Raw genomic sequence first — 18,659 nt, 5'->3', positions numbered from 1 at the left:
GCGGTCGACCGAGATCGCCTCCAGCCCGTTGCGCTGTCGTGCGTTAAACGCAAGCGGTCAATCAGACACGCTTCGATGATCTGGAGTGCACTGCCGGCCCGGCGAGTGCCCTGAGTAGATCGCAGTGCTCCGCTGTCCGACCTTTGCAATCCGCGACCTGCCGGAGCACGCGCCGCATCCGCTGAAGGTCACGGATCTTGCCGTCTATGTCATCGAGATGGGCGCGAGTCATACGATCGGCATCCGCGCAAGGCCGCTCGGCGTGGTGCGCAAGTGCGACCAGATCACGGATCTCATCGATAGTGAAGCCGAGCTCGCGGCCACGCCGAATGAATGCCAGGCGCGCCATAGAGGCATCGTCGTATTGACGATACCCGTTGCTGTCGCGACGAGTGGCGGATAACAGATCGACCTTCTCGTAGTAGCGGATCGTTTCAATGTTGACGCCCGAGAGTTGGCTCAACGCTCCGATCGAATAGATGGTGGTCATGGCTTGACCCTGTAGTGACTACAGGATTCAGGATACGCTATTCGGGATTCGTCGGGAGACCACCATGCCGGGCCAATGCTGTCATCAGTGTGACAACGGGCACGACCAGCAACGCGAAGGCTATCGCAGATTGCTCTGGGTCGCGCTGGTTATCAATTGCATCATGTTCGGCGTCGAAGTCTTGTCGGGCCTCGGTGGCAGATCAGTGTCGCTGCTGGCGGATTCACTTGACTTTCTCGGCGACGCGGCCAATTACGGTATCAGCCTCGCCGTGCTGGAATTGAGCCTCGGCGCTCGCGCGCACGCGTCCCGACTCAAGGCGGTATCGATGCTGGTATTCGGGGTCTGGGTTCTGGGTCTGGCGGCCTGGCATCTCTTCACAGACCCGGTGCCGAGCGTGCCTACCATGGGGATTGTCGGAACGTGCGCACTTCTCGCCAATGCTGCCGTAGCAGGACTACTGTTCCGCTACCGTGAAGGAGATAGCAACATGCGCAGTGTCTGGCTGTGCACCCGTAATGATGTGTTTGGGAACGTCGCGGTTCTGTTGGCTACGCTCGGAGTTTTCGGGACCGGATCTGCCTGGCCCGACCTCGCCGTTGCAGCGATCATGTCGGCGCTTGCGTTGACGTCCGCACTACATATCCTTCGCCAATCCAGTACAGAATTGCGCATTCACGCAAGGGAACAGCGAAATGCTGCCAGGCTTTGACGTCACGCTCAGCCGCCACGATCTCGCGAGCCCTCCCCTACTTGCGCAAGAAGCCAAGACCGCTCGCGTATGGATCGAATCTACGGATTCCTGTATCGGATAGCGCCGCGCGAACTATTGAAGTGTTCTCTCTGACCGCTATCCATCCGTAAAGCGACCTCCAAGCGAGGCGTTCGTCATTGACACGGGTGGCTCTTTCTGGCCGGGTCGAGGCAGTGCCAAGCGCAATTCGCTCGCTGCAAACCGGTCGTTGAGCGGGGCGCATCGGAGGTTCGCCAACAAAACTGGACGAACACCCCGGCCGTCCGTTCATGGCCGACCAGGGATCGTCCGTGCCAGACTGGCCGATGAGCGACGGAAAAAGCGCAAAAAAAAGCCGGCTGCAAAGAGCCGGCTTCAAAAAGTCCTGACACATTCCGAGGGCCGATGTCAGAACCTGAGAGACAATTCATTGTGCGGCAACGCCAGCTCTCTCAGTGGGGCGTATGACACACAATATCGCGGTCCATTCCACGGGAAGGACGAATCTTAGCCTCACTTTTCGCCCGCGCCAAGAATCCGGTACAGTCCCTGCCGGGAAATGCCCAGAGCCTTCGCCGCGTGACTCTTGTTGCCAGCCGCTGCCTTCAAAGCGTCCCGCGCTTCGTCGACCGTCGGCAGCTTCCGTTGCATCCGGTCCTGCATCGCGAATGTCGAAAGGTATGCACCCGACTTCGTCAGACGCGAGTGACCCGCGGCTTCTACAACGCGGCGCATTGCCTCTTCGTGAAGTTGCGGGTCTGGGCGCTCACCAGCTCGCTTGATTGGAGCCTCCACGCCTGTCGTCTCCTTATAGAGCGTCTGCAGATACTCATGCCGAAGACCGTGACTCGTGATGCCCATGCCTCTTTTGGTGACGCCGTGCTTTCCAAGTACGTAGTAGTACCAGTCACGCCATTGGCTTATCGTCCGATCGGCCGGAACCGTCGATCCCGTCAACCCGTTACTGAGCCTCGCCGCTTCTTCCAGTATTCCAATCTTCGTCTCGACGGGCACCTCACGCGGCCTGCCTCCCTTCGTGCCACGCGTCACCGCCAGCATCCTTGGGTTACGCGCTGCTTCCGCCGGTCGAAGCATAAAACTCTCTTCGATGCGCAAACCAAACGCCGCCTGCAGTTTCAGTTGCACGGCTGTATACGGACACGTTTGCGCGATCTCCTCGATCTTCGCCACCGCGTCGACACCGTGCGCCGCCCACGATTTATCTTCTGTTGCTACATAACTTCGCTTCAGGCCGAGCGCTTCCCGGTCCGCATAGTCGTCAAGCGAGCCGATCAGGTTCGTCTTGCCCATCCACTGCGCGAGCGCGCGAAGATACGTCAGCTTGTTCTCGATCGTGCCCCCGCTCTGTCCCGCAGCGATCCACGTATCGACCAGATGTTGCACGTGCTTGTGCTTGAGCGACCACGGCGACTGAAGCGCGAACCCGCCCTCGCGCAGTTCCTTGAAAGCTTTGCACAGTTTCGCCGCGCGATACTCCTGTGTCTTGATGGACAAAGCGCGGTTGCTTATCCGTGTAGTGCTGTGGACGCGTGAGACGTTCTCATCGAAAAGTTTGAGCAGCGCATCCCTGAATTCAGGTCCAAACCTGTATCCATTGACTATTGCGCGCACATTCAATATTGCGGCCATCCGATACCTCCGCCGCGGCCCCGCGCCGCGATGCCTCGTTGTTTCGTTGTCGCCCGTCGATCGCGGCAACCCTACCTGATACCGTCACTCGACCTCCCGGGCCTGCGGTTCGCCGCTACTGTGCGGCTGCGCCGTATCCCCGTCGCTTGGGTCCTGCCTTCCGATCCTTTAGCGATTCCATCCGATCGGCCAGTTTGCATGGGAAGAACATGCAATCCGACTGTCCAACCTGCTGCCTGCCAGTCCGAATCGCGCTTCGCGCAATCCACCACTGACGTATTCCACGCGGGGCATCTCTGCCTTCGCGCTGCGCGGTGCACTACCCACGCGATGCAGCTTCGTGGCTACCCTGCCAGCACGACGCTTTCGCGCCTCCGAGCCGTGTTCCGCTTCGCGGATCTCCGACCGGTGCTAAATGCCGGGTAATACCTGTACGCGTTTTGTGTACGGCCGCGCGCGCCGTGTCCTCTTCCGTCAGGGAATCGCGGTTGATCCGGTTTCTGCCGGTCCGCAAGGCTTCCCCCGCCCCCAAGCCCGCTCATCTCCGCCGCCGTGTTTGGGGCTTCGTGAGCGCACCCAGCCGTAGCTGTAAGGGCGTGTACAGACGCTGCTGAGGCATGGAAAGTGTCCGGTGTCCGGCCTCTCCACATGTCCTCAACGCGCCACAACGCGGCAAACCGCCGCCAATCGTATGGATATCGCACTGTCCAGTGGTCCTCAACGTGGATCGACTGGCACTTGATTTACTTCAGAAAAAGGCCGCATCACTGTGCGGCCCGGTCAGTGGGGTACTGCTGGCCCGTTGCGGGCAAAGGGTCTAGACGTGCGTGTGCCTTGCACTCGCATTCGATGCGTCAGGGACGCGGTAGGTACGCCGAGAATAAGCCCACGTGCGCAAGCGGCGCACGTCAAAAGATGGGCAGAACCGGTCGGCTTTCGTTGACTTGACTTCGCTTCGCGCTCGCTAGACTGAAACCAGGTAGAACTGACAGAAAAGTGTCAGTTTGCTCCGACAGATCCGACGCAACATTCGAACTGACACTTATCTGTCAGATATCTGATAGTTCGTCGGCCCCGCGTGACTGAGGCGATTCAAACTGATAGTTTTCTATCAGTTTTCTGACACTTCGGTGCGCGGCTCACCTAACGCATGGAGTCATCTTGAAAACTTCGGTCTTCGCAATCGACGTCGGTTACGGCAACACCAAATATGCGCACCGTGCGGCAAGCGGCACCATCGCCACCGGCATGTTTCCTTCGCTTGCGCCGCTCGCTGCCAGTCACGCTCTGTCCGGCTATGGCGATAGCGTGCTCGCCGCACGCAAGGTCGCAACGATCGTCATCGAGCAGATCGAATACGAGGTGGGCCCCGACGTCTCGCTCACGGCCGCGTATGGCAAAACAGGACGCGCGCTGTCCAACGATTTTGTTTTGTCCGATAACTACGCCGCCCTGCTCTTCGGCGCGATCCACTTCGCGGGCGTCACCCAGATCGAGCGACTGGTGCTGGGCCTGCCCGTCCACAACATGAAGAAGTACTCGGGGGCGTTGCGCGACCGCTTTACTGGCACGTTCGACTACGGCCCGGGTCGCATCTCGATCGACAAGGTTGTGGTGATTCCGCAGCCGCTTGGCTCGCTCGTCGCCGCGTCCGCGAACCGGCAGAGCGAGTTCGGTCGCGATAGCGCGCATCTGGTGATCGACGTGGGCTATTTCACGACCGACTGGGTTTATGCCAACGGGTTCACGATGGACGACAAGCGCAGTCACGGCCTTCCGGGTGGCGCTTCACAGATCTATCAACACATCGCCGGACTTATCAAGAAAGACGAGGACGAGCAGGTCGAAGATATCGAACTGATCGACAAGGCGCTTCGTGAGCGCAAGCCATTCTTCTTCTACGGCAACGATATCGACCTCGATCCCTACCTCGAACGCTCACAGCCTGTTATCGCCGGTGTGGTCAAGGAAATGCAAAACAGCGTCGGCCTGCTCACGAACGTGCGCTCGATCATCCTGTCGGGCGGCGGCGGCGCACTGTATGCGGCCGCCATCCGCAAGGCGTTCCCGCGCGTGACGCTCGAAGTCATCGACTCGCCCTGCACGGCCAATGCAAAGGGCTTCCTGATCGTCGGCGAGGCGGGCCTGACCCGCGAGCGCGCGGCCGCGAAAGCATGAACGACAAGTTCGACATGAAGCTGGTCATCGACGCGGTGACCACGCCTCTCCTGTACGAGAAGCTCAGTCAGGCTGGCTCGGCCAGGGTCCGCGCGGCGCTGCTTCGATCACTCGCCGAAGCAGCGCTTCGGGGGGCTGCTGTCGTAGCAACGGCGCAGCAGGCCGACGCGGGCACGATTTACCCCGCCGCGCGAGACAACCGCCTTGCCGCTTCGCCGACTTCCCGGAGTCAACCCGAAACGCCGACGCGTATTGATGAGCCGGAAGCTCCGAGGATCAACAACATTGCCCTGGTCAACGAGAGCGACGAGCGCTCTGCGCACGACGTCGACCAGCTCGTCGATGCTTTCGGCAGCTACTTCTGAATGCGCGGCGGGCGACTTGACTTCGCTACAGAGATGCGAAGATGGTTCATGACTTCGATGTTCATCGCGCGACGCGCGGTGCATCGATGCGTCAATCACCACCGAGGGGATGAATATGCTGGAGTTTTTCGAAATCGTGCGCCATGGTCTGCCACTGACCGAGCCGCGCTCGTGGCTCTTTATTTCGACCGTCATCGCGGCCGGCGTTGCGGGCTGGAAGAGCCTGAATGTCGTGGAACACTTCGCAAAGAACAAGGAGGAGTAATTGAACGCTTCCGATCGACTGACCAGGTACTATACGAAGTTCATGGCGCTACCGGTCTTCACGCGCCGGGCTATCATCTTTGGCGCTTCGCTCGCGCTCTGGTGGTTCGGTGCAATGCTCTCAAGCATGCATGTCAATAACAACCTGTGCGTCGTGCTCCTCTTCGCTGGCGCCGCCGGCGCTATATGGTCCAGCGGGCTGTGGCGTATGTGGAAAGTTTTCGCGGTCGTCATTGCAGTTTGCCTGGCGATCATGCGATGAACGGAACGCGCGGACGAAAAAAAACGGCTCCCCCAATATCTGGGGGAGCCGTTTCGCTTTAGCGGATCAGTGCGGCCGAGGGGTCGCGGTAACAAGAAGACGATGCGCGCAAAAATCCCACGCATCCACAAACGATTTGTCGCGGCAAGCGTATGCCGTGTTGCCGCTGGCGGTCCGATCGATCACGTCGAACGCAACCGCCTCTGACTTGCCTACCCGTTGACGGCCACCTTCGGCGCCGTTGGTTGCGACGATAGCAAAGCCACCCACGAGAACCTGAAACGAAGCCATTTTCTACTCCATAGAAATTGGCCCGACGAGACATCCCCCGATGGGGAATATCCCCACCGGGCAAGTTAACGAATGTGCGGTTGTCGCCGCGATAGAAAGTCGATGCCGCTTACGCAGCAGCGAGTTGCGGTACAGCAGATGGCAAGACACGGGTTGCGTTCACTGCCGGAACGTCGTTGCCGAAACGCGCGCACCACTGGTCTGCAAAGTCGGTTCCCCGCACGCGAGGCCGGTGAACAAAGACGGTGAAACCTTCCGCCTTGAGCCGCTTGGCCAGTTCGAGACCGCCCGCGACGCCGACAGATTGACCCGTCTTCGGGTCTATCTCGTCGAAGTCAACGAAGATGTGCACCACGCGGATGCCCAAGCCCTCTGGAACAACAAACTGGCGCAGCAGGCCGATATTCAGGCAGTACCACATCGGCACACCGGACTCCATATACGCACCACAAGCCGACTCCAGACCTTCCGCCACACCGATCTCACCATCTACCGGCTCCATCAGGCGTACTGCGCCGCCCTGCAGCGGATTCAGCGTCATGTCGTTCAGTTTGGGGTTAAGGACTTCGCCGTCGCCAGAGATGATCGTTGCTTTTGAGGGCGCCGATCGCTCAAGGTATGTGCGGTGTAGCGTTCCGAGACGGCCATCAGGCAATTCGAACCGGGCGAGGATGCCCGGCCAGCTGCCGATGACCTTCTTTTCATGCCGGTACTCGAGCATGCCGAGCCGAAGTGCGCGCGACGGCGCTACACGAAGTCCGGGCACGCGTGCACCCAGATAACGCATCACGAGATCGCCGCTCGACACGGGCTTTGCAGAAGCCCACATCGAGTCAAGCCGGTTTGCTATGAACTTCTTGTCCGCCTTGCGCTTCGGCTTTGGTACCTTGGCCGCCCCAGCGCTTTTGATCGCACGCGGTGCAGGGCCACCATCCAGTTGACGCATCAGGCGGTACAGTCCGAGCTTGCTCACGCGCGTGATCAGCTGGAGGCCGTCACCCGCCATGGGTTTTCCGGAGTTGCATTGACGGCAAACCCAATCTCCGCGCCCACGCTTGTTGTCGTAGGTGAAGCGATCGTCTCCGCCGCATACAGGGCATGCGCATGCGTCGCCAGTAAGACGGTCTGCAGGCACGCCATAGCTCACAAGAAGCGAAATCCATTGCTCCGGGGAACGCTCGAAGCTGGCGAGCTTCTGCTGAAGCCACGCGTACTGCTCGGGCGACAGCTCTCTTCCTCTTACAGTCATGAGTCACTCTCCTTGAAGTGAGTGGGTTTGGTCGGTGCCTGAGACAGGCGTGAAAACGCGTGCTGAAAAAAGCAGTCCGCGCGGGCGGGCGGCTTTTTTCAGCAGACGGAGTGTTGGATATGGAACGCTGGCGCTGAGGGCCGGTTTGAAGAACCGCCGCACGACACACCTTTAGGTGTGCCGTTGCGATGGTGAGGTGATACGGGAGAAGAAGTTAGCTAATGGTGAGAACGTTCGGGATCAGATCGCAGACCATTCCGCCCGGCTCAGGTATGGGCGGAAGGGGATGTCGTCATCCATGTCATCGAAGCCACCGCCGGCAGGTGCTCGCATGCCACCACCACCGCCGTGCGAGGGTTGAGGGGGATGGGCCCGAGTCCCGACATTGTCGGCACTGCGTGATGTATTCGCAGACGACGCCGATGCCGGACGTTGAGCACGACCGCTACCACGCTGCTCGAAGCCGTTGTCGCCTTCATCATCGTTGCGACGGCCGCCTAGCATCTGCATCTGGTCCGCCACGATCTCCGTCGAGTAGCGGTCCGTACCGTCCTGCGCCTGATACTTGCGCGTCCGGATGCGACCTTCGATGTAGACCGACGAACCCTTCTTCAGATACTCGGAGACGATCTCGGCGAGACGACCGAAGAACGACACGCGGTGCCATTCCGTCATTTCCTTGTATTCGCCCGACTGCTTGTCCTTGTAACGGTCGGTTGTTGCGAGTCGAATATTCGCCACAGCGTCGCCGCTGGGCAGATAACGCACTTCGGGATCAGCGCCGAGATTACCGACGAGAATCACCTTGTTGACAGATGCCATTTGAGTTTCCTCTATTTAGATATTGACCAGAGCCACTTGTCCCACATGAGCGGCTTGCCGTCCTTCATGATCGGTGTGCCGTCCGTCTGTCGGATGGCGGGCACCTTGACTTTGCCAGTGCGCCGCACAGATACAACGTCACCGACCACACAGCGACATTCAGCGATCGCTTCCTTCAGGCCTTCGCCCTGCAGGGTTCGCTCACCTGAACTGGTGTCGATATGCATCGCGAACGAGATGTAGTGCCGTCCCGGCCGCTTGCGGTCCGGAAACTTCTCTTCGCCCCATGAAACGATGCGACCGACCACGTTAGATGCGTCGATGTTGTGGGTGCGGCGCGGTCGATGAGGCGCACTGGCTTCTGGTTCGAATGCCTCTTCAGTCGCAACCGGTGAGGCTGGCTTCACATCGTTGCCAGCCCGCTTTCCTTGCTGCAACGGCGCGACAGACTGAGGCTTACCGTCCTGACGGATGGCAAGGGCTACCGCCTCCTTCAGCGCACAACGATGAACAGCACGTTGCGACCAGTGTGGAACGAGATCGGGGACGATCTTCAATCCGAACTCAGTTTCTTCGGCATGGTCGTCGAAGGCCGGAGTGAACTGAACGATGTGGTCGCCTTCGTCGACGAACAGATGGGGGATGTCGCCGATCGTCACGATCGTTTCGTTCGACGCGCCCTGCCCTACAACGTGGGACGTGGGAGATCGGGTGTCCGCGGGTGCGGCGTTTGGAGAGCATGGGGCCTCTTCGGCAGTGTTTGCGTTGCCGACAGTGGAAGCCTGCGATGCCTTGGCGGCCGGCTTGCCAGAGAAGACCTCCGCCATGACGCGGGCGAAAAGCGTTGCTGCGTTGCGCATGATCCGCTCCTACAGCAGCGTGCCGAAACACACCCGTTGAACCTCGCGCAGATCCCGCTCCAGAAGCGGCGTGCTCAATATCACGTCCTGCAGAATCTCCGGATCGACTCCGTTAACCCTGCACACGTAGATATAGGGAAGTGCGCCATCCCAGTAGCCCATGATCCAGCCGAGGGTCGCGCGGTAGTCGTCAACGTCGATTTTGCGATTGCGCAGGCGTTCAGACAGCAGGTCGGCGCAATCCATCAGCGACTCGGGCATGCTGTCGCCGCGACGGCTGTCGCTGGCGAGCGAGATCAGCGCGTCGACCATCTTCGCGCGCACCGACTCGCTCCACAGATGAGGATCGGGCAGCGGGTCGGGCTTGGGAGGGGTGATGTGAACCGGCGATGATTCGCCGAACATGTCCAGCTGCCAGGCAGCCACATGCGTTTCCATGGGATTGCTCCGGTGGTACCGGCAATCTCATGGCCCGTGTCCGGGAATGGGATTCCCGGTAGGGTTAAGGGTGCCGTCACCGTGGGCGAAAAGCCCAGGGCGACGGTAGGTAGTAACGGCGCTCGATTAACGGGTGCCGGTCTTGAAAGGAAGAATGACAGCCGATTTTGCGTACTGCTTCATCGGTGCCGGTTTTGCATTGCTGTCGTTGGCGGCAACGCCTGCAGCGGATGCCACTTCCGCTTTCGCGTCAGCGGCAGCTCGTGCAGCGGGTTTTTCAGTCTCGATACGAGCAGCTTCGGCTTCTGCTTCTGCTGCAAGGATGGCCTTGCCTTTCTTCTTCATTTCCTTGACTACCCAGTGAGCGGCCAGCAAAAAGAGGAAGGTCGAAACGACGAACGAGATGGTCGCGAAATAGGCGATGAAACACAGTGCCAGCACTTTGCGCGGGGACTTGATAGCGTCTGTGAACAGGACGGTCAGCATTTTTCTCTCCAGAAAAATTTTCAACAGGGAATGTCCGGACCCTTGTCCGGTGGTTTCGATGCTCGATGAGCAAGGAAACTCGGCGCTGAGCGCTTTCGTGCGTGTCCACGCGAGGCGCGCACGAAAGCACAGGCTGAACAGGACAACGGGAAAGGAAACAGAAGACGCGCGCGATCACTCGCGGCAGTTCGATGCGTCGTAAGACGCCATTGGATAGAGCAAGCTTAGCGCGCGAGCGCTCGCTGCAAGCCACGAATGCTGGCCAATGTCATACAGCTTTGATGGCTCGAAGCCGAACACCCCGAGGCGCGAGAGTCACCTGAGCCGGCTCGGCCGTCTAACCCGGAAAGCTCGACTAAACCATGTAGCTTTCCACGGCTGCGTGAAAGTGTCCCGAAAGACATTCACCTCTCGCCCGCTGCACTTGACTTCGACAAAAGCCTGGCAGACTGAACTCGTCTACCTAAAAGGAGCGACGTTCATGTACTGGTTTCTCGTTGCCGCCGCGGTGATTTTTATTGCGGCGAAGCGCCACAAACGGCGCCCGAGCGATTCGACAGGATCGCGTGTACCCGTCCCACGCAGCCAGCGAAGTGGTGAGGAAGGTGAAGCTGTTGTTCAGGCCGAACTGCGTGCGGCACTTCAATGGCTGTGCGGCGATGACTTTTACCTGCACCCGGGCACGCTGCTGCTCAATCACGCGCCCGGTTCGGCCTTCCCGACGGCCGAAGTCGATCACCTTGCCGTCACGCCGTTCGGCATCTTCGTAGTCGAGACGAAGAACTGGGCTGGTCGGATCGAACCCGGGCCGGATTTACAGAGTGTCGTACGCATCGGCGTGGACGGCCGGCGCGAAATGCGGCGCTCGCCGACGCAGCAGAACCGCTCGAAGGTCGCTTTCCTTCGCTCGGTGCTGCCGGGATGCTGGCCGGTCGAAGGCATTGCAGCGTTCCCTCACGCGCACTGCAACCTGTCCTCGGCGCTGCCTCTCAATCTGATGCGCGCCACCGATCTGCGTCAGTGGCTTCGTGACCGTAAATCGTGGCACGACGCCAGAGGCAGTCTGCCGGTCGATGTCGTGCAGGCTCGGCGGGCGATCCTCGCCGTCGCCGAAACAGGGTCGCTTGCCATAGAAATGCACAGGGCGACACTGAGGGAAAACCCTAAAAAATTACCGAGTCTTCCCTAAAGTTTCAGTAGGTGTTGCCGATTGAAACGTTTTCCTCGGCGGATTTCCTTAGCCGAAACCCGTGAAAGCTATATGAATTTGAGCTTCTTAGCGGGATGGCGGCGACGAAACGACGCGTATTCTGGGCGGGTGTAGCCCGGGGAAAACAGGTTGCACACGCCGCCGAGCATCTGGCGCTTCGACCAAAGCGCCCGAACAAGATCCAAAGATAGTCGGAGTTTGTGTAATGAAAAACGAAAAAAAGTCATCCGCACTGCGTCCCAAAGCCGACCTGGCCCGTCGTGAGGACGATCTGATTGCCCTGTCTGACCGGGACGCCGTCCGCGCTGCTTTAGCCGATGGCCTCTCCGGGCATCTGCGAATCGGCATGCTCTTTTCCCAAATGATGGAAAAGGCTATCGCGCGCTACACGGCAGAGCACGGAGATTCGCGGCAGAACCGCCAGCACGTAGCGAACGCCATCTATCGCTATATCGAGAAGGAATTCGGCCGCACCCGCGCTGTGGTGCTCCTGTACATCCGCTGCTACCAGCGCTTCGGCGATGGCGCGGAATTCTCGAAACTCACGTTTCGCGACATGGTGTTGCGCTTGAGTGATGTAAAACCTGCCGGCGCAGCTTGATGCCATTGAACAACGAAAGAACAATCTAGAGAGCACCATGATCAAACGAAACTCCCCCCCTGTCGCCGAGGCCGACGACGAGTTCGACCCGACCCAGCCCGAGGGCAACGACAGCGACAATTCGCTTGAACGCGAACTGCCCCTCGCCTTTGCTCATGTGCCGTCGGACGCTGAGATCAGTCAGAAGGTTTCGGAGTTTTTCGGCGGCACCGAAATTTCCGACGCACTCCGCGCTTCGATCGCTGAGGAAGCGGAAGAAGTCGCGCACTCGACCAGAAAGATCCTTCTGGAACATATGCGCATCGGCGGCTCCTTCTATCACATCCGGACGCGGGTCGAGGCTCAATACGTGAGCACCTTCGGCGACACGACACAAATCCGCAAACGAGCCGCGCAGGTCGTCTATGACTTCCTCGAATCGACCTTTCGCAAAAAGCGCGATTCGGTGCGCCTCTACATGCGTTGCTACGAGCGGTTTAGCACGAACAGCGGCGCTGTCGAAATGCTCTCGATCAGCGATATGCAGTTGCTGGTCAACAAGAGCGACGAAGTCGTGGCGAAAGTCCTCGATGCCAAGCGCGAAAAGCCCGAGATGGGCAAGCGCGAGCTCAAGCAGATCATCGACGAATACGAGCAACGCCTCCTGGAAAAGGATAGCGCCCTCGAAATCGCCACCAGCCAACTCTCCGACATCTACGGTCGGCTGGACGATGCGAAAAACGAGAATCAGCGTCTCGCCGAGGAAGCGAAGCGCCTCAATCTGGACGTCCAGGCCGACCGCGAAAAGCTCAAGAAGACGCTGGTCGACCTCGCATCGGCCGAGCAGACGGCAAGCGGTCTGCAAAGCACCATTGCCGATCTGGAGCGTGAGGTCACAGCCAGGAGCCGCGAGCTTGCCGACGCCCAGGCAAAGGTCACGATCAAGGAAGTCGAAGTCGAGGTCACGCCCGAGCATTTACGCAACCTGGAAAGCGTCACAAAAGGCCGATTCGAGGAACTCAGCAGGCTGACAGCTGAATGTGATGCAGCGAAAAAGCGCCTCGAAGAACTGACCGAACTCAAGAAAAAGCAGGAAGCGGAAATCGAGCAGAAAGAAGCCGTTGAGCAGCGTGTTGCCGGTCTGGTCGAGCGCTTCGGTTCGTTCGTCCAGGAATATCACAGCGTGCAACTGCTGGTCACGGCGGACGGTTCAATTGGTCGATTCAAGGGCCTGCTGACAGGCCTGGCTGACCTCACGGGGAAGTTTCACGGGGAATTGCAAGCAGCAGTCCGGGCAGCCTGACGCCGCAGGCTTGTTTGAGAGAACACAAGGAAAAAAGCAGTGAACAATAAAGAAAGCTATCGCGCCATTGACCGGTTCTACGTGCCGGAGTGGCTCACGGGCCAGATCCAGGTGGCAAACTTCAGTCTCGTCGACCACATGAAATGGCTGCTCAAGCAGGACAGCCGCTTCAACGAGGTCTTCAACGTCGAGCGCAAGGAGATCGAGCAGCTCCAGCTCAACCAGTCGTCGCTTCGCAATCTGCTACGCGCGCCGTTCCTGATGGTCGAGCCGACACTGCGGACCGTTGAGGACTGGCGATGCTTCGTCGATAACACAGCGACAACCGTCGCGGTCGACGTGCTCCGACGCAAGACGCCGCAACTCGACTCGCTGATGGCCTATGCCGTGAACCAGCAGAATTCGACCTTTGTGTCGCTGATCACGCAGGTTCTCAACGTCAGCGTGATGAGTGCGCCGCTACTCGGGATTTCGACCGAGGTTGCAAAGTATCTGATGTCGGTCCCGCACCACAAGCTTCACGTTGCAGTCGGCCGGATGAAGGAACTGCCGCTGTTCCGCTGGCGTTTCAATAGCCCGACCTTCTGGTGGGAATTCGCCGGCAGCACGCTGACGGACGAGACAATCGCCCATCAGATCATGTTGACGTCACCCTCGCGTGTTGGCGAGTTGCCCTACGCCGCTCAATGGGGTGACCTTCGGCTTGGCCGACTGAAAAATGAGGCCTATGCCAGCGCCATGATGGCTTATGGCCTGCGCGCTTCCACGGCGTCAAACCTGTTCGGCATGAACCAGCACTCCATGCGCATTCGGTACAGCGAGATCCACGGAAAGAGTTCGCCCTGCGGCAACACTGCGACGTCGCTCTCATGGTTTGTCGAGACGCCAGTGCATCGACTGCACGCCACGGTCTACGCATGGCTGTATCGGTCGGCGACCGCAATGGGTGCGAATCCGGCCGAGGCACTGATTGCCACCAACGACGTCTATGACCGCCTCTTCGGCGGCAACCGGGTCATCATGCCGGATCGCGGCTGGAACCTTATCCGCTCGATGGCTGCCGATGCTCGGCTGACCGTTGCGCCTTGCCGCACGTGCAGCACGCACTACGTCGTGTCGAACAACGACACGAAGATCGAAATGCACAGCCGCTTCACGTGCCCGGCTTGCAACCAGCAACTCGGTGCGAAAAAGCGTGCTGCGAGGAGGCCGAGCAATGACGCCTGACACCAGCACCATTCCGCAGGAATTGCCAGCTGGACTCGTCATCTTCGGCAGCGATGGTCGAGCCCAGTTTGGTTGGCAGAATCCTGAAACCGGCGCGTTTTACGCTGAGGCCGATGGCAGCATCATTGCCAACGCGATCGGTGCAATCGCCTGGCATGCGGGACGCATCCACTGACGAGGCGCACAACGATGGAAGACTTTGCGTATCTGGCGCGAGAGAGCAATGCGGCGTGGCTTGCGGGCCGCGGCGACGGACGGTTTGAGCGCTACGAGAAGTTCTACCAGAGCGAGCGCGCCGTAGATGCCGCCGGCTTCGATCTGGAGAAGGCCAACGAGGGATATGGTGAGTATGTGGGCAGCCAGCCTTCGCCTCTCCTGTCGTTTCTGAACGCGCCGTGGGTCGGGCGAGTCGCAATCGCGCTATTTGCCCTGTATATGGGCACGAGAGTCGTTCCACAGCTCGCGAAGGTGGGGCCCGCCGTTACTGGCATCGCCCTGGTAGCTGCTTTCATCGGCCTTCGAGTTTTCCACCGACGCAACCGCAAACGTCGATAACCCCGATACGCCCGCCCTCTGGACGGGCTTTTTCCTTTTGGCATCAAACGTTTTCTCTCAAGCCTTACCCAAAATTTCCGATAGCAATAGAATGACGCCCGCTATTCGGCATCAACGCGACAGCCCGACGAGAGAGGGAGCGCGATCGGCGGTGACTTGACTTTGATACCCGCTCGATAAACTGGAATCAAGGTTGTGCAAGGGGCACAGCCAATAACAACACCGAGGTTTAGGACATGAAGAAGATTTCCGCACTGACCGCCGTTTCTTTTGCAGCTGCCATCACTCTTGCGGCTTGCGGTGGTGGTGGCGGCAATGGGGGCGCAGCGCCAGCATCGGGTGCAAGCACGACAACGGCGACGACAAATCCCGCAAACCTGACCGCTCCGCAATACGCTGCCGACAGCTTCCAGCTGACCGCATTCAATCTGCTCAACCAGCAACGTCAGCAGTGCGGGTTTCCGGCATTGCAGGAAAATGCCGCGCTCGACCAGGCTGCCGCCGCTCATGCGCAATATCAGGCTACGAATAATGTGGTCAGCGATACCGAAACGACGGGAGCCGCCGGTTTTACAGGCACGACCTACGTCGATCGGGCCGCTCACTTCGGCTACACGCAGAATGTCGGATTCGTCGGTGTTTCCGGTGGCTTCTATACGAATGCAACGTGGACGGAAGCGCAGTACGGTCAACAAAGCGTGTATGGCCTGATTTCCGGCGTGTATCACATTGACATCGCTGTCGCGCCGACAACGGCAGTAGGTATTGGCAAGGTTGCCACAACCTTCAACGGCTTTCCGCAAGAGTGGTACTCCATGACCTTGGCGGATTACAAGCCGGTGATCACGAATGCACCGCTGACGTTCCCCTGCCAAGGAACGACCGGTGTCGCATACTCGGCGGGCGGAGAAATTCCAACGCCGCCAGCAACTTCGGGCAACTGGGGCACGCCGGTTGCGGTCGCCGGGAATCAGACTGATACGATCGTGATGCAGACCGCTACGATGACCGACTCCTCCTCTCACGTTATCACGCTACAGGTGCTGGATTCGGCTAAAGACCCTAACAAGATCCTGCCGTCCTGGATGGGCGTCGCGTATCCGACAACGCCTTTGTCCCCGAACTCGCAGTACACGGTCTCGCTTACGGGCACAATTAACGGTGTAGCCTTCTCACGCACCTTCTCCTTTACAACTGGAAACATCGTTGGATAGTCGAAAACGCCAAAAACAAAGCGCCCCTTATGGGGCGTTTTTTTGGGGCGAGGAAAGAGGTCAGTCAGTGATTGCAGGCTCCACTCGATGCGGACGACGCTTGACCAATAATCAGGCCAACGGCTGTCGTACCGTTTACATAGCACGCGGCTCTGTAGTCGTTTCTATCAAAGCATGGCAATGAGTAAGTGGGGCCGTCGTACCCGCGTGTGAAAAGGGCTGTCCAACTCGGGATGCCGTTCGCCGCAGCGTATGTCGCCGCCGAGTTCAGGACCGTCGGGTCGGTAACCTGGCCCCAGTCGGACGTAGCGACATATGCCGCTGAGACCTGTGCCGTACATGCGTTCAGAGCTGTCGCCTGCGTCGCGTTCGGTTGACACTGTTGCCCAACCCAGTTCGCTCCATCCCATGAAGGTGGAACTGTCTCGTGAAAGCCGCCGGGGCAAGTGGGCGGAGCTTGATAACTGCATTGCGGAGCAGAGTATTGTGACCCTATCCAACTAGCCGGCGCGATCATCGTCCACCCAGCCGCCGTCGGGCAAGTCGGAGGCGTTTGCCATGCCGTCGTGATGTGCCCAACACACGTCGAATCCTGATTGTTGACTGAGCACCGCACTGGCCCGGCGATCGCGGAACTTCCACCCAACAGCATGCAGGCAACCACGCCGATCCTGATTGCTATTCTGATTAGAATTAGAGTCATTACCCAGCCTTCTAGTAAGAGCAAAACGTCGATGCGACAGCACTGCCCGGGATGATCGACCCGCTGCCGTCGGTGATATAGACGGTCCACGGTCCCGTGCCCACCGTCGGGTAATTGATCGCGGCCGTAGGGTCCGTGTATAGGCTTTGGCCGGAGACAGTTATCCCCGGAGTACCCCCCCCTGGGCAGTTCGGGTTGGGCACGAAAGTGCCGTTCCCATTTGGTATCCCTGTATAGCCGTACCACAGCTTCTGCCCGCCAACCGGCATCCACTGCAGTACACCTGAGACGTCTTGGCACGACAGCATCAGGCCCGAGTTGTCACTCGCCCCCGTCATCGCGTTGGCGCTCGGACAAGCCGTGCGCGGCCATCCGATGTTGCCCGTCGAAACAGTCGTCCCAGCTGCTACCGCGCCGCTCGCAGCGATTGCGCCCGTGGCGCCTACATTCGCTGCGCTGATCGTCCCTTCCGCGTCGAGGTTATGAACGTTATGCAGGCTGACGTGATTGACGTTCTGATCGCCTGTCCACGTGAGTGAGCCGTCGCGACGGATGTAGATAGCGTCGCCGTCACCGCCATCCCCGTTGGTCGCGAGAACGACACCGGCGGGTGAACCGCCGACCGGATTCGCCGCCGTCCACTTTCCGAGCAGGCCGACGATGTTTGCCGGGCTCGGAAGCTTCGAATAGCCGAAGTCGCTGCCGCCCGCCTGAGCGATCTGGGATGCCGCGTCGCTATCCGGCTGCCCGTAGTGGGTGACGGGTTGCGACGTGTACATGCGGTATGACACGTGACAATTGCCGGCGTCCGCGGTGCATCCGGCGGGCACCATCGTCATGTCAATCTGATACGTGCCGCCCCAAAACGGGCCATCGCGAAAGGCAGTCTTGAGATAGCCTTGCGTGTGCAGGTCGTCGATCGACGGTGCAGTAAGCGTCGCTGAGCCGCTCGACGCGTACTGCGCCAGCAAGGTCGAGAAGTTGTCCGTCGACCACTTCGAAAGCGCGACGTTAATCCTGGCCTCGCTCTGCCCCTCGGCCGCCAGCAGGCCGGCGCGCTGCTTCGCGACATCCTGCTTGATCCCGACCACAGTCATGATCGCGGCCGCCAGCAGCACAATGGCCATCTCGATGATGCTCACGTTCGGCTACCCGTTCAGTTCTTGGTCACGTACATGGCGACGGTCGCCGTTCCAGTACCGCACGCTGCGCCCGCCGTCGAACCGTCGAAGGTGGTCGACGGTCCGGAGACCGTCGTTCCGTTGACGGTGACCATCGGATACGCCGCCACGACAGCGGGCATGGCGAGCGTGCAGATCGTGTTCGGCACCGGATAGTTGATGATCACCGAGTCATCGGTTGCGCTCATCGAGCCAAGGCTCACCGTCACGTTGCCGCCAAAGAGGCCTCGCACCGTCGAATGATCCGATGCCACGCGCGATCCCGCTGCATCGAACGCGTGGTTCTGCGCAAGTGAAGTGAGCGACTCGGTCGAATAGTCGACGTCGTTCGCGGTGGCATCCAGCACACCGGAATGGAAGAATTGCGCTTCTGCCTTGAAGCGGCCAGCCTGCACGCGGTCATAGACGTACTTGCCGCCTGCGATCGCAGCGATCGCGAGCACCGCAGCTGCGGCCATGATGCCCGCGCCTTCGATCATCGACAGTTCGCCCGACTGGCGGCGGCGTCGCGCCATCCGAAGCAGCATCGGCCGCGCCACCTTCGCGTCCTTGTTCGGAGTGACTGCCGGCGTATTCTTTTCGCTTTGCATGTGTTTTC

22 protein-coding genes are annotated in these 18,659 nt (G+C 59.6%); 12 read left to right on the top strand and 10 right to left on the bottom strand.

All coding sequences use genetic code 11. The annotated features are described in order from the left end of the window. Positions 1-61 precede the first annotated feature (61 nt). Positions 62-490, bottom strand: coding sequence for a MerR family transcriptional regulator (locus PPGU16_RS41275; RefSeq protein ID WP_180727345.1), 429 nt, complete (start codon positions 488-490; stop codon positions 62-64). A gap of 64 nt (positions 491-554) precedes the next feature. On the opposite strand from PPGU16_RS41275, the gene PPGU16_RS41270 reads away from it, so the two are divergent. Next, positions 555-1,202 carry a cation efflux transmembrane domain-containing protein gene (locus PPGU16_RS41270; protein WP_180727344.1) on the top strand — a complete coding sequence of 216 codons (648 nt, stop codon included), beginning with the start codon at positions 555-557 and terminating at the stop codon, positions 1,200-1,202. A 534-nt stretch (positions 1,203-1,736) separates the two neighbouring features. Here PPGU16_RS41270 and PPGU16_RS41265 read toward each other — a convergent pair. Beyond that, on the bottom strand, positions 1,737-2,873 hold the full coding sequence (locus tag PPGU16_RS41265) for a phage integrase N-terminal domain-containing protein (RefSeq protein WP_180727343.1): 1,137 nt from the start codon (positions 2,871-2,873) through the stop codon (positions 1,737-1,739). Positions 2,874-4,034: 1,161 nt separating this feature from the next. On the opposite strand from PPGU16_RS41265, the gene PPGU16_RS41260 reads away from it, so the two are divergent. The 4 genes from PPGU16_RS41260 to PPGU16_RS41245 all read left to right on the top strand — a co-directional run bounded on the left by PPGU16_RS41260 (position 4,035) and on the right by PPGU16_RS41245 (position 5,942). Beyond that, positions 4,035-5,051: a PRTRC system protein D gene (locus PPGU16_RS41260; RefSeq protein ID WP_180727342.1), complete on the top strand. Its 1,017-nt coding sequence runs from the start codon at positions 4,035-4,037 to the stop codon at positions 5,049-5,051. Then, the gene (locus tag PPGU16_RS41255) at positions 5,048-5,416 is read left to right on the top strand and encodes a hypothetical protein (RefSeq protein ID WP_180727341.1); all 369 of its coding nucleotides are present in this window, start codon (positions 5,048-5,050) and stop codon (positions 5,414-5,416) included. Before PPGU16_RS41260 ends, PPGU16_RS41255 begins: the two co-directional genes overlap by 4 nt. Before the next feature lie 115 nt (positions 5,417-5,531). Further along, positions 5,532-5,681: a hypothetical protein gene (locus PPGU16_RS41250; RefSeq protein WP_180727339.1), complete on the top strand. Its 150-nt coding sequence runs from the start codon at positions 5,532-5,534 to the stop codon at positions 5,679-5,681. After that, positions 5,682-5,942 (top strand): hypothetical protein, encoded by a 261-nt coding sequence (locus tag PPGU16_RS41245; protein ID WP_180727337.1) that lies wholly within the window; start codon positions 5,682-5,684, stop codon positions 5,940-5,942. Positions 5,943-6,008: 66 nt separating this feature from the next. On the opposite strand, the gene PPGU16_RS41240 is transcribed toward PPGU16_RS41245, so the two are convergent. The 6 genes from PPGU16_RS41240 to PPGU16_RS41215 form a co-directional block, all read right to left on the bottom strand. Beyond that, entirely contained in the window at positions 6,009-6,233 is a 225-nt protein-coding gene (locus tag PPGU16_RS41240) for a hypothetical protein (protein WP_180727336.1), read from the bottom strand. 109 nt (positions 6,234-6,342) lie between these two features. After that, on the bottom strand, positions 6,343-7,482 hold the full coding sequence (locus PPGU16_RS41235) for a primase-helicase zinc-binding domain-containing protein (RefSeq protein ID WP_180727335.1): 1,140 nt from the start codon (positions 7,480-7,482) through the stop codon (positions 6,343-6,345). Between the two features lie 240 nt (positions 7,483-7,722). Further along, a complete protein-coding gene (locus PPGU16_RS41230) occupies positions 7,723-8,304 on the bottom strand; it encodes a single-stranded DNA-binding protein (RefSeq protein ID WP_180727334.1) in 582 nt (193 codons plus the stop codon). 11 nt (positions 8,305-8,315) lie between these two features. Then, positions 8,316-9,164, bottom strand: coding sequence for a hypothetical protein (locus PPGU16_RS41225; RefSeq protein ID WP_180727333.1), 849 nt, complete (start codon positions 9,162-9,164; stop codon positions 8,316-8,318). A gap of 9 nt (positions 9,165-9,173) precedes the next feature. Beyond that, positions 9,174-9,602, bottom strand: coding sequence for a hypothetical protein (locus PPGU16_RS41220; RefSeq protein WP_180727332.1), 429 nt, complete (start codon positions 9,600-9,602; stop codon positions 9,174-9,176). 126 nt (positions 9,603-9,728) lie between these two features. Beyond that, positions 9,729-10,088, bottom strand: coding sequence for a hypothetical protein (locus PPGU16_RS41215; RefSeq protein WP_180727331.1), 360 nt, complete (start codon positions 10,086-10,088; stop codon positions 9,729-9,731). 481 nt (positions 10,089-10,569) lie between these two features. On the opposite strand from PPGU16_RS41215, the gene PPGU16_RS41210 reads away from it, so the two are divergent. The 7 genes from PPGU16_RS41210 to PPGU16_RS41180 all read left to right on the top strand — a co-directional run bounded on the left by PPGU16_RS41210 (position 10,570) and on the right by PPGU16_RS41180 (position 16,177). Further along, positions 10,570-11,277 carry a nuclease-related domain-containing protein gene (locus tag PPGU16_RS41210; protein ID WP_180727330.1) on the top strand — a complete coding sequence of 236 codons (708 nt, stop codon included), beginning with the start codon at positions 10,570-10,572 and terminating at the stop codon, positions 11,275-11,277. A gap of 226 nt (positions 11,278-11,503) precedes the next feature. Next, positions 11,504-11,899, top strand: coding sequence for a hypothetical protein (locus PPGU16_RS41205; RefSeq protein ID WP_180727329.1), 396 nt, complete (start codon positions 11,504-11,506; stop codon positions 11,897-11,899). 37 nt (positions 11,900-11,936) lie between these two features. Next, positions 11,937-13,181 carry a hypothetical protein gene (locus PPGU16_RS41200; protein ID WP_180727328.1) on the top strand — a complete coding sequence of 415 codons (1,245 nt, stop codon included), beginning with the start codon at positions 11,937-11,939 and terminating at the stop codon, positions 13,179-13,181. Between the two features lie 39 nt (positions 13,182-13,220). Further along, positions 13,221-14,408 carry a FlhC family transcriptional regulator gene (locus PPGU16_RS41195; RefSeq protein ID WP_180727327.1) on the top strand — a complete coding sequence of 396 codons (1,188 nt, stop codon included), beginning with the start codon at positions 13,221-13,223 and terminating at the stop codon, positions 14,406-14,408. Continuing rightward, positions 14,398-14,583: a hypothetical protein gene (locus tag PPGU16_RS41190; RefSeq protein WP_180727326.1), complete on the top strand. Its 186-nt coding sequence runs from the start codon at positions 14,398-14,400 to the stop codon at positions 14,581-14,583. Before PPGU16_RS41195 ends, PPGU16_RS41190 begins: the two co-directional genes overlap by 11 nt. 14 nt (positions 14,584-14,597) lie before the next feature. Further along, a complete protein-coding gene (locus tag PPGU16_RS41185; RefSeq protein ID WP_180727325.1) occupies positions 14,598-14,963 on the top strand; it encodes a hypothetical protein in 366 nt (121 codons plus the stop codon). A gap of 236 nt (positions 14,964-15,199) precedes the next feature. Continuing rightward, positions 15,200-16,177, top strand: a complete 978-nt coding sequence (locus PPGU16_RS41180; RefSeq protein ID WP_180727324.1) for a CAP domain-containing protein — start codon at positions 15,200-15,202, stop codon at positions 16,175-16,177. Positions 16,178-16,891: 714 nt separating this feature from the next. Here PPGU16_RS41180 and PPGU16_RS41175 read toward each other — a convergent pair. After that, on the bottom strand, positions 16,892-18,022 hold the full coding sequence (locus PPGU16_RS41175) for a hypothetical protein (RefSeq protein ID WP_243460788.1): 1,131 nt from the start codon (positions 18,020-18,022) through the stop codon (positions 16,892-16,894). A gap of 14 nt (positions 18,023-18,036) precedes the next feature. After that, positions 18,037-18,651 carry a type 4 pilus major pilin gene (locus PPGU16_RS41170; RefSeq protein ID WP_243460787.1) on the bottom strand — a complete coding sequence of 205 codons (615 nt, stop codon included), beginning with the start codon at positions 18,649-18,651 and terminating at the stop codon, positions 18,037-18,039. Positions 18,652-18,659 lie beyond the last annotated feature (8 nt).

The organism is Paraburkholderia largidicola (assembly GCF_013426895.1).
GTDB lineage: Bacteria > Pseudomonadota > Gammaproteobacteria > Burkholderiales > Burkholderiaceae > Paraburkholderia > Paraburkholderia largidicola.
Note: the sequence above shows the minus strand (reverse complement) of the source record. Positions and strands in the feature narration are given on the sequence as shown.